Here is a 9912-nt window from a genome sequence, read left to right as displayed (position 1 = left end):
CGCCGGCCCGCGCCGCGCCGCCCGCCGGAAGCGCCCGCGGCAGGCCCACCGCCGACAGCCGCGCGTCGCGCGCGCCACGCCGCCGGGCCCGGTCCACCAGGTCGGAGGAGACCCCGAGGACCACCGAGGCGGCCCGCACCGCCCGTCTCTCCAGCACCTTCAGCAGCGCGGCCCGCGCCGTGCCCCCGGCCCGCGCCCGGTTGTGCCACGTGACGACCAGCGGCGTGTTCCGTCCGCCCAGCGCCAGCACCGTGCGGAACGAGGCGTGCAGCCCGTGCGCGTGCACCACGTCGGCGTCCGCGCAGGCGATCCGCAGGGCGGCCACCGACGCCGGGTCGCTGCTGCGCGGCACCGGCACGTGCCGGGCCCCGACGGCGGCGAAACCATAGGTGTGTTCGGTGTCGCTGGGGGCGCACACCGTGACCCGCACGCCCCTGGCGATCAGACCGGCGGCCAGCGACCGCACGTGGATGCTTCCGGCCGCGCTGCCGCCGGTCACCTGGACGGTGCGCAGCGGCGCGAGGCCGGTCGAGGCGGGGCTGCTCACAGGTGTCACGGGCGCCTTGGCTCCTGGTCGGGGCGTCGTGCGGGCTTCGTGCGGTTCGCCGGGCGGCGCGGTACCGGGCGGCGGGACCTCGTGGGTCCCGCCGCCCGGCCCGGACGCGTTCGTCGCCGCCTAGGATGCCAGAGCCCGGGCGGCCCGCCGACCGCCCTCCGGCCGGCCTGCGCGGGTGTCCCCGGCCCGGCTCAGAGCTCGGCGCGTGCCGCGGCCGCCGTCTCGAGGAGTTCCTCGGCGTGGGCCCGGGCGGTCTCGGAGTCCTCCTGCCCGGCCATCATCCGCGACAGCTCGCGGATCCGGTCCTCCCCCTCGAGCACCTTGACGCCCGACCGGGTGACCGATCCGTCGCTGGTCTTCTCCACCAGCAGCTGCCGGTCGGCGAAGGCGGCGACCTGCGGCAGATGGGTGACGACCACGACCTGCGCGGTCCGCGCGAGCCGGGCGAGCCGGCGGCCTATCTCGACCGCCGCCTTGCCTCCGACGCCCGCGTCGACCTCGTCGAACAGGTAGGTCGGAACCGGGTCGGTGCCCGCGAAGACCACCTCGACGGCGAGCATCACCCGGGACAGCTCACCGCCGGAGGCGCCCTTGGCGATCGGCCGCGGCGGCGCCCCGGGGTGCGGGGCGAGCAGCAGCTCGACCTCGTCCGCACCGGTCGGCCCGTAGGCGACGGTGCGCCCGCCGACCTCGACGCCCTCGGGGTCCTCGGTCTGCCGGACGGCGAACGACACCCGGGCGTGCGGCATGGCCAGCGAGGCCAGCTCCTCGGTGACCGCGGCGGCGAACCGCTCGGCGGCCTCCGTCCGCGCCTCGGTCAACTGCTGGGCCAGGGAGCCCAGTTCCGCGCGCAGCGCGTCACGTTCGGCGGTGAGTTCACCGACCCGGTCGTCGTCGCCCTCGAGTTCGGTGAGCCGGGCGGCGGACTGCTCGGCCCAGGCCAGCACGGCCGCGACGTCCTCACCGTACTTGCGGGTGAGCTGGGTGAGCGCGGCCCGGCGCTCCTCCACGGCGGCGAGCCGGATCGGGTCCGCGTCGAGGCCGTCGGCGTACCCGGCGAGTTCGACGGAGACGTCGGCGAGCAGGATGCCGATCTCGCCGACCCGGTCGGCCAGCGCGGCCAGCGCGGCATCGTGCGAGCGGACCGCCTCCAGGGCGCGCCGGGCGCCCGAGACGAGGGAGCCGGCGTCGACGCCCTCGAGGTCCTCGGGGTCGCCGGCCAGCGCGGCGTGGGCGGCGGTGGCGGCCTGCGCCAGCGCCTCGGCGTGTCCGAGCCGCTGCGCCTCGGCGGCCAGCTCGGCGTCCTCGCCCTGCCGCGGCTCGACGGCGTTGATCTCCTCCAGTCCGTACCGGAGCAGGTCGGCCTCCTGGGCGCGCTCACGGGCCCGGGTGGTGATCTCCTCCAGTTCGGCGGAGACGGCCCGCAGCCGCCGGTAGGCGTCCGTGTACTTCTCCAGCGGGCCGGCCACGGCGGCGCCGGCGTACCGGTCGAGCGCCTGGCGCTGGCGGTTGTGCTTGAGCAGGCCCTGCTGGTCGGTCTGACCGTGCACCGCGACGAGTTCGTCGGCCAGCTCGGCGAGGAGCCCGACGGGCACCCCGCGGCCGCCGAGGTGGGCGCGGGAGCGGCCCTCGGCGGAGACCGTGCGGCTGATCAGCAGGGCGCCCTCGTCGAGCTCGGCGCCGGCCTCCTCGGCACGGATGACGGCGGGCGCGTCGGCGGGCAGCGTGATCCGGCCCTCGACCACCGCGCTCTTGGCGCCGATCCGCACCAGGGCGGGATCGGCGCGACCGCCGAGCAGCAGACCGAGGCTGGTGACGACCATCGTCTTGCCCGCCCCGGTCTCACCCGTGACCGCGGTGAAACCTGGGGACAGTTCCACGACCGCGTCGTCGATGACCCCGAGCGACCGTATCCGCATCTCCTCCAACACGCCCCCGACCTTACGAGGTCCCGGGTCGTGATCGCGACGCCGCCCCCCGTGGGCCAGACGTGTCGCCCGGGAGGGGCCGGACCGGGCGGCGGAAGCGACTTGTCGTGAATTGTCCGTCAGTTTCCGTTTCCGGCACGCGCGCGCTGGAAACGCGGAGAAGGCCCCGTCGCCATGAGGTCCCCTGACGGCCCGCACCGGGCGGACGGGGCGGGCCGGACGGCGTCCTCCTCTCAGGACGCGCCGTCGGGCCGGCCGAACGCATGAGGAGCACGAGCGCCTCTGAGGCACCACGGAGGATCACGATGTCGGAACCGGCGCCATCCGTCCCGGCCCTGAACGACCGCACCGTCGACGCTCCGCACCGTCATGAGCTGCGCACTCCCGGCTACGACCGGGTGGAGCTGGAGCCGGCCGTCGTCCATTTCGGGGTCGGCGGCTTCCACCGCGCGCACCAGGCGGTCTACTTCGACGAGCTGGCCGAACTGGGATTCACCCGCTGGGGGGTGATCGGTGTCGGGATGAGCCGGCCGGAGATGGGGCAGGTCCTCGACGCACAGGACAACCTCTTCACCGTCGTCCAGCGCGGCGGCGCCGACGACAGTGCTGCCAGGATCGTCGGGTGCGTGACCGAGTACCTCCTGCTCACGGAGCACCGGCAGGAGGTGGCGGAGCGCCTGGCCGATCCGCGCACCCGGCTGGTGACCCTGACGATCACCGCCGACGGCTACGTCCTCCCCCCGACCCGCAGGAGGCGGACCGCTCGGTGTTCGGGCTGGTCGTCGACGCCCTGGACGCCCGCCGGCGCGCCCGCCGGGCCCCGTTCACCGTGCTGTCGTGCGACAACCTCCCCGACAGCGCGGCCGCCACCCGTGAGGCGGTCATGACCCTGGCCGGACGGCGCGGTCCCGCACTGGCCCGGTGGATCGCGGAGCGGGTCTCCTTCCCCGGCAGCATGGTCGACCGCATCACCCCTGCGACCACCCCGGGGGACCGGGACGAGGTGGAGGACACCTTCCAGGTCGGCGACCGCTGGCCGGTGATCACCGAACCGTTCACCCAGTGGGTGATCGAGGACGACTTCTGCAACGACCGGCCTCCGCTGGACCGTGTCGGAGCCCTGTTCGTGGACGACGTCGCACCGTACAAGCTCATCAAGAGCCGGCTCCTCAACGGCGTCCACTGCGCCCTCGGCTACGTCGGCCACCTGGCCGGCCACCACCGCACCGACGAGGCGATGGCGGACCCGGCCGTGGCCGACTTCGTCGAGCGGCTGATGCGCGAGGAGATCGCCCCCCCTGCTCCCGGCGGACGTCCCCGGCATGGACCCCACGGCCTACTGCGGCACCGTGCTGGAGCGCCTGCGCAATCCCGGCATCGGGGACCCGCTGGCCCGGCTGTGCCGCCGGGGCTCCACCAAGGTGCCGGACTACCTGCTGCCCTCGCTGCACGACGCGCACGCCCAGGACTCCCCCCGCGCACGACTGGACCTCGCCGTCGCCGCCTGGATGCGCTACCTGCGCGCGGTGGACCTCGACGGGCGGCCCATCGACGTCCAGGACGCCCGTGCCGAGGAGCTGCGGGACGCGGCTCTGCGGGGCGGGGACGATCCGCGGCCCCTGCTGGCCCTCACCGACGTGTTCGGCGACCTGGCGACGGACGACGCCGACGTGGCCGTCATCCACAGGTCGCTGGCGGACGCCTTCGACAGCCGCGGCAGTCTGCGGTCCGCGCTCGCCTCCCCGCCCGGCGTCTGACCGGCCGCCCCGCACCTGATCGCAGGAGACCCATGAGCATTCCCGACCTGACCCGAGTCACGACGCTGCTGCTCGACGCGGACGGCACCCTGTTCCCCTCGGAGGAACCCGCGTTCGACGCCTCGGCGGTCGTCACCCGGGACTTCGCGCGCAGCTTCGGACTGACGGGGGACCTGTCCCCCGAGAACCTGCGGCGCACCACCACCGGCATGAACTTCCGGTCCACGGCGCGCATGCTCGCCGAACGCCAGGGCGTCCACCTGGGCGCCGACCGTCTGGAGGAGTGGGTGGAACGCGAGAAGAACGAGGTCACGGCCCATCTCGGCCACGTGCTCACACCGCGCCGGGACGTGCTCGGGGCGCTGTCGGCACTGCGCGGCCGCTACCGGCTGGCGGTGGTGAGTTCCAGTGCCCTGACACGGCTCGCCGCGTGCTTCGGCGCCAGCGGCCTGGACCGCCTGCTGCCGGCGGAGTGCCGGTTCAGCGCGGAGGACAGCCTGCCGAGGCCGACCAGCAAGCCGGACCCGGCGATCTACCGGTTCGCGCTCACCCGGCTCGGACTGGCACCCCACCAGGCACTCGCCCTGGAGGACTCGGCCACCGGTGCGGCGTCCGCCGTGGCGGCGGGTGTCGCCACGGCGGGTCTGGTGCAGTTCGTCCCGGACGCCGAACGGGCCGAACGGGCCGGACAACTGCGTGACGCCGGGGCCGCGTGGGTGCGGCGGAGCTGGGACGAGGTCGTCTCCGACCTCGTCGGGAACACGTCCAGGGTGGCCACATGAGCGACAGGGAGCACGTACGCGGTTGCACCACGTCGTCGTTCGAGGCGCGGCCCCGGACCACCGGCCCACCGGCCCCGGCGCTCGAACTCGTGCGCGGCGACGCGCCCGCCGCACCGGCGCGCCCGGCCCGCCCCCGCTCCATGCCCGGGTACCTGGTGATGCCGCGTCCCAAGGACGCGGTCAAGGGGCTGCTGATGCCCTTCACCTTCGCCCTGGCCGTCGTCGCCGGGGCGGGCGCGTCGGGGTGGACGGTGGTGCGGGCCCTGGTCGTCTGGGCGGCCCTGGAGCTGCTCGTCTATCCCGCCCGTTACCAGTGGAACGACATACGCGGCTTCGTCGCCGACCAGCGGCACCCCTCCCAGAAGGACCGCGGCCGCCTGCCGGGCCCGATGGACCGGGCCCGCGCCCACGTCGCCGCCAGTTCCGCCGTCGCGGTGGCCCGCCTGGCGGCCGTCGCGGTCCTGGCCCTGGCGCTGCCGGGCCTGCGCCTCGGGGGGTTCCTCCTCGCGGTGACCGTCGCGGTCTTCGGCGTGGCGATCGTCTACGAGGCCCTGCGCGCACGGGGCTCCGGCCGGACCGGCGCGTTCCCGCCGCCGGTCCGGCCTGCGGTGGCCGCGCTGTGGCTGGTGGTGGGCGCCGGTTACGTCGTGCGCGGCATGACCGGGCTGGCCCTCGCCGTCGACCTCGGCCGGCGTCCGGCCCTCGCGGTCTCGGCCGGCCTGGCCCTGTGGGCCTTCGGGACCGCCTTCGTCACCAGCCGGTGGGTCACGGAGAGCCTGGCGTTCGCCACGGCCGACCACGGCAGGCCGCGGTGGACCGCGCGGGCCGACCAGGGCCGCGAGCACCTGCTGGCACTGACGCGCTGGCTGCCCTCCCGCATGCCCCGCACGACACCCTCTCCCGCCGAGTGGGCGCCCCTGCGCGGGCGCACCCCGCCGGCCGCACCGTGGAACGCGGCCCTGCTGACGGCGGCCGCCGCGGCGGCCGCGACGGGAGTCCTGCTCACGGCGCCGCACCCCTCACCGACGACGGCCGCCGTCGCCACCGGGCTGGGCGCGGCGGGAGCCGCGGCGGTGATCCTGTCCCCGCGACGGCGCCTCGCCGTCGTCGCGGCCGGGGCCGTCCTGCAGCTCCTGGCGCTCCTCCTCGCCGCCCAGCCCCGGCCGCCCGCCGCCCTGCTGCCCTGGCTGGCGCTGATGGCCGCCCACCTCAGCTTCAGCAGCCGCTCCCTCAGCACCATGGGGGCTCCGTCGCGGCGCCTGCGCGCGGCCGCGGCGGCCCTCCTCGCCCCTGTCTGCCGCGCGGTGATCGGGAGGGCCACCTGGGAGGCCGTCCGGACGGAAGCCGGTGGACCGCGGTGACCGCGGACGACGACCGCGGACGGCGGACCCCGACGACCGCGGACCTCGACGACCTGCTGGGCCTCGCCCGCGGCGCCTCCCGCGCGGGGGCCCGGGAAGCCGTCTCCTGGCGCGGCCGCGCGCACCGGCTGCTCGTCGAGGAGAAGGCGGCTCCCGACGACCTGGTCAGCCAGGCGGACCGGAGCACCGAACAGGTCATCCGCTCCTTCCTCACGGAGCGCCGCCCGCAGGACGCCGTCCTGGGCGAGGAGGACGGTCTCACCCCCGGCCGCGGCGGACTCCGGTGGATCGTCGACCCCATCGACGGAACCACCAACTACCTCTACGGACGTCCCGACTGGGCGGTCAGCGTGGCGGTGGTGGACCCGGAGGACGGCCGGCTGCTCGCGGGCGCGGTGGCCGAGCCCGAGCTCGGCCGCCTGACCGAGGCGCGGGCAGGCGCCGGCACCACGACGAACGACGCACCGGTCGCCGCCCTGGACCGGGACGACCTCACCCGCTCCCTGGTGGAACTCAACCTCGGCCGGCCCGGTCAGCGCCGCTGGGCGGGCGCCGTGGTGGACGTCCTGCTGCCGCGGGTGCGCGACCTGCGCCGCGGGGGCAGCGCGGCGTCCGCCCTCGCGCAGGTCGCCACCGGCCGCGCGGACGCCCTGTGGGCGCCGGGCCTGCGGGCGTGGGACTGCGCGGCGGGTGCGCTGCTGGTCCAGCAGGCCGGTGGGACGGTCGGCGACCTGGCGGGCCCGACTCCGGGAACCTGACCCCGGAGCGGCGACGTCCTGGCCGCCCCGCCGGCCCTCTGGGAACCCCTGCGGGCACTCGTGGCCGGGGTGTTCCCGGACGGGGACGAGGCCTGAGCCGGGCTCAGACCTGGTGCGGCGCCCCCCGCCAGCCGGAGACGGGCAGGGCGAACTTCGCCACCAGCCGGTCGGTGAACGAGGCGTGGTGCAGCCGCGCCAGCCGCACCGGAACGGCTCCCCTGCGCACCTCGACGCGCGCCCCGGGCGGCAGCTCCACCGTCCGCCGCCCGTCGCACCAGAGCACGCCCGGCGGTACGTGCGGCAGCAGCTCCACCACCAGCACCGAGTCCGGGGAGGTCACCAGCGGCTTGGCGAACAGCGCGTGGGCGCTGATCGGCACCATCAGCAACGCCTCGACCTCGGGCCACACCACCGGCCCGCCGGCGGAGAAGGCGTACGCCGTGGACCCGGTGGGCGTGGCGCAGATGATCCCGTCGCACCCGAAGCCGGTCACCGGCCGCCCGTCGATCTCCAGGACGACCTCGAGCAGCTTCTCCGCGGAGACCTTCTGCACGGCCGCCTCGTTGAGCGCCCAGTCCGTGTGGACGACGCTCCCGTTGCGGTGCACCTCCACGTCGACCGTCATCCGCTCCTCGACCTCGTAGTCGCGGGCGACCACCCGTTCGACCACCTGGTCGAGCGCGTCGCGCTCGGCCTCGGCGAGGAACCCGACCCGCCCCAGGTTGACGCCGAGCATCGGCACCCCGGAGGCGCGGGCGAACTCGGCGCCGCGCAACAGCGTCCCGTCGCCGCCGAGCACGACGAGCAGCTCGCACCCGTCCAGGCAGGCGGGCGTGGCCTCGGCGACCAGCTGGACGCTGTCGGGCAGCGGGAGGTCGTGCGCCTCGGCCTCCAGCACCCGCACGCCGAGCCCGGCGTCCAGGAGCCCGCGCACCACCAGCTCGGCGCTGCGGATGGCCGCCGGACGTCCGGTGTGGGCGAGCAGGAAGACCGTGCGGTCCTGCCCGTCTGTTCTGCATTCGCTCAACGCGGCCCCTCCGCCACTGCGCGTTCGACGTCGGCCGGGTCCAGGGCGGGCGCCCCGGCACGCAGCCACAGGAAGTACTCGACGTTCCCGGACGGTCCGGGCAGCGGGCTGGCGGTGACGCCGAGGACCCCGAGCCCCAGCTCGCCCGCCCGCCGCGCCACCTCCCGCACCGCCTCGGCGCGCAGCTCGGGGCTGCGCACCACTCCTCCGCTGCCGAGGCGCTCCTTGCCCACCTCGAACTGCGGCTTGACCATCAGCACCAGGTCCGCGTCCGGCGCCGAGCAGCGCACCAGCGCGGGCAGCACCAGGCCGAGCGGGATGAACGACAGGTCGCCGACGACCAGGTCGACCGGCACGCCGTCGATCTGCTCCAGGGTCAGCTCCCGGACGTTGGTGCGGTCCTTCACGGTCACCCGGCCGTCGCTCTGCAGCGACCAGGCGAGCTGCCCGTAACCGACGTCGACGGCCACCACGTGCCCGGCGCCGGAGCGCAGCAGCACGTCGGTGAACCCGCCGGTGGAGGCGCCGGCGTCCAGCGCCCGCCGCCCCTCGATCCTCAGGCCCCGCGGCACGAACGCCGCCAGCGCGCCGGCCAGCTTGTGGCCGCCCCGCGAGACGTACTCGGGGTCGCTGTCGTCCTGCGCGACCACGATCGCGGCGGCCGTCTCCACCTGCGTGGCGGGTTTGGTCGCCACGGCCCTGCCGACGGTGACCCGTCCGGCGGCGATCAGCTGGCTCGCGTGCTCCCGCGAGCGCGCCAGCTTCCTGCGCACCAGTTCGGCGTCGAGACGGCGGCGTGCCACTCCTGCCACGTTCGGTTCAGCTCCTGTTGTCGTGCGGCGTCGGCGCGACGGGGTTGTCCAGCGCCGTGAGCGCCTCGCGCAGCGCCCGGTGTACATCCTCGTACACCTCGAGGTGCCCGTCGGCGGCGAGGTGGTCGGCGTCGGCGAGGCGGTCCAGCGCGGCGTCGACCCCGGCGTCGCCGGTGGGCGTGCGGGGGACCCCGAGCGGGGCGGGGGCGGCCGGATCGTCGGCCGCCGCGGCCTCGGCCGCCGCCGCTGCCTGCGTCACGCCGGTCTCCTCGACCGCCGGTCCGGGTGGTGTGTCGCTCATGGCACGACGCTACCGCGTGGAACGGGGGTACCGTCTGTCGCGATGGCCACGATCGAGGAGTGCCGGGCGGCACTGGAGGAGCTCGCCGGACGTCTGGCGTCCGCGCCGCGTCAGGTGCGGGAGGCGGCGTCGCCGGAGCGCAGCGTGAGCTGTCACGTCACCGATCTGGACGTCACCTTCACCGGGCGGCTGGCCGGGGGCCGTCTGGAGGTGCTGGACGCCGTCCCGGGGCAGCCTGCCGAGCCCGCCCGGATCCGTCTCTCCGCCACCGGCGACGACCTCCTCGCCCTGGTCGCCGGGACCCTTCCCTTCCCCCGCGCCTGGGCCACCGGCCGCCTGAAACTCGACGCCCCCCTCCGCGACCTCCTCCGCCTCCGCTCCCTCCTCTGACCCCACCCCGCGATCGGCTCCACCACCCTCCCCCTGCTCGAGCGAAGCCGAGAGTTCGGGGAGGGCGGGCGCAGGCGGCGCCTTACGCGGCGAGCGGTCCGCCCCATCGCGCGCAAGCAGGCGGTGCCGTACGCACGTGACCGCACAGCGGCGTGCGCAGGCCGGCCCGGGCGGACAGCACCGTTCATCCCCCGCCCCCTTCCCAGGGGACTCGGGCTCCGCGGAGCGGACCGTCACGTG

General features: G+C 75.8%; 11 protein-coding genes and 1 pseudogene. 7 read left to right on the top strand and 5 right to left on the bottom strand.

Annotation, left to right across the window (positions count from 1 at the left end; translation table 11 throughout):
* Together A2U95_RS22265 and recN are read right to left on the bottom strand one after the other, a co-directional pair.
* Positions 1-556 (bottom strand): glycosyltransferase family 4 protein (locus tag A2U95_RS22265; RefSeq protein ID WP_166026024.1); only part of this gene is annotated, 556 nt, incomplete at its 3' end.
* 191 nt (positions 557-747) lie between these two features.
* Positions 748-2475: a DNA repair protein RecN gene (recN, locus tag A2U95_RS22260; RefSeq protein ID WP_166026030.1), complete on the bottom strand. Its 1728-nt coding sequence runs from the start codon at positions 2473-2475 to the stop codon at positions 748-750.
* Between the two features lie 314 nt (positions 2476-2789).
* On the opposite strand from recN, the gene A2U95_RS32140 reads away from it, so the two are divergent.
* From A2U95_RS32140 to A2U95_RS22240, 6 genes and pseudogenes are all read left to right on the top strand, one after another.
* Positions 2790-3371: a mannitol dehydrogenase family protein gene (locus tag A2U95_RS32140; RefSeq protein WP_206283014.1), complete on the top strand. Its 582-nt coding sequence runs from the start codon at positions 2790-2792 to the stop codon at positions 3369-3371.
* Positions 3260-3769, top strand: a pseudogene (locus tag A2U95_RS33820) (mannitol dehydrogenase family protein); the annotation flags it as partial. The gene A2U95_RS32140 and the pseudogene A2U95_RS33820, both read left to right, overlap by 112 nt.
* A 13-nt stretch (positions 3770-3782) precedes the next feature.
* The gene (locus tag A2U95_RS33420) at positions 3783-4241 is read left to right on the top strand and encodes a mannitol dehydrogenase family protein (RefSeq protein ID WP_277350967.1); all 459 of its coding nucleotides are present in this window, start codon (positions 3783-3785) and stop codon (positions 4239-4241) included.
* Positions 4242-4273: 32 nt separating this feature from the next.
* The gene (locus tag A2U95_RS22250) at positions 4274-5023 is read left to right on the top strand and encodes an HAD family hydrolase (protein ID WP_166026022.1); all 750 of its coding nucleotides are present in this window, start codon (positions 4274-4276) and stop codon (positions 5021-5023) included.
* Complete coding sequence (locus tag A2U95_RS22245) at positions 5020-6384, top strand: hypothetical protein (protein WP_166026020.1); 1365 nt, start codon at positions 5020-5022, stop codon at positions 6382-6384. Before A2U95_RS22250 ends, A2U95_RS22245 begins: the two co-directional genes overlap by 4 nt.
* Entirely contained in the window at positions 6381-7142 is a 762-nt protein-coding gene (locus A2U95_RS22240; protein WP_166026018.1) for an inositol monophosphatase family protein, read from the top strand. Before A2U95_RS22245 ends, A2U95_RS22240 begins: the two co-directional genes overlap by 4 nt.
* A gap of 103 nt (positions 7143-7245) precedes the next feature.
* Here the strand turns inward: A2U95_RS22240 and A2U95_RS22235 are convergent, their stop codons facing one another.
* The 3 genes from A2U95_RS22235 to A2U95_RS22225 are packed head-to-tail and all read right to left on the bottom strand — an operon-like array spanning position 7246 to position 9282.
* The gene (locus A2U95_RS22235) at positions 7246-8169 is read right to left on the bottom strand and encodes an NAD kinase (RefSeq protein ID WP_166026016.1); all 924 of its coding nucleotides are present in this window, start codon (positions 8167-8169) and stop codon (positions 7246-7248) included.
* On the bottom strand, positions 8166-8981 hold the full coding sequence (locus A2U95_RS22230; RefSeq protein WP_166026014.1) for a TlyA family RNA methyltransferase: 816 nt from the start codon (positions 8979-8981) through the stop codon (positions 8166-8168). Before A2U95_RS22230 ends, A2U95_RS22235 begins: the two co-directional genes overlap by 4 nt.
* 7 nt (positions 8982-8988) lie before the next feature.
* Positions 8989-9282 carry a hypothetical protein gene (locus A2U95_RS22225; RefSeq protein WP_240957632.1) on the bottom strand — a complete coding sequence of 98 codons (294 nt, stop codon included), beginning with the start codon at positions 9280-9282 and terminating at the stop codon, positions 8989-8991.
* A 42-nt stretch (positions 9283-9324) separates the two neighbouring features.
* On the opposite strand from A2U95_RS22225, the gene A2U95_RS22220 reads away from it, so the two are divergent.
* Positions 9325-9672 carry an SCP2 sterol-binding domain-containing protein gene (locus A2U95_RS22220; RefSeq protein WP_166026012.1) on the top strand — a complete coding sequence of 116 codons (348 nt, stop codon included), beginning with the start codon at positions 9325-9327 and terminating at the stop codon, positions 9670-9672.
* Positions 9673-9912 lie beyond the last annotated feature (240 nt).

Origin of the sequence: Streptomyces chilikensis (assembly GCF_001642695.1) — a bacterium.
GTDB lineage: Bacteria > Actinomycetota > Actinomycetes > Streptomycetales > Streptomycetaceae > Streptomyces > Streptomyces chilikensis.
The sequence above is the reverse complement of the archived record's forward strand: the minus strand, read 5'-3'. Positions and strand labels throughout refer to the sequence as shown.

Coding starts and splice junctions, on each gene's coding strand:
- recN (WP_166026030.1), bottom strand. CDS start 2,475: ATGCGGATACGGTCGCTCGGGGTCATCGACGACGCGGTCGTGGAACTG.
- A2U95_RS32140 (WP_206283014.1), top strand. CDS start 2,790: ATGTCGGAACCGGCGCCATCCGTCCCGGCCCTGAACGACCGCACCGTC.
- A2U95_RS22250 (WP_166026022.1), top strand. CDS start 4,274: ATGAGCATTCCCGACCTGACCCGAGTCACGACGCTGCTGCTCGACGCG.
- A2U95_RS22245 (WP_166026020.1), top strand. CDS start 5,020: ATGAGCGACAGGGAGCACGTACGCGGTTGCACCACGTCGTCGTTCGAG.
- A2U95_RS22225 (WP_240957632.1), bottom strand. CDS start 9,282: ATGAGCGACACACCACCCGGACCGGCGGTCGAGGAGACCGGCGTGACG.
- A2U95_RS22220 (WP_166026012.1), top strand. CDS start 9,325: ATGGCCACGATCGAGGAGTGCCGGGCGGCACTGGAGGAGCTCGCCGGA.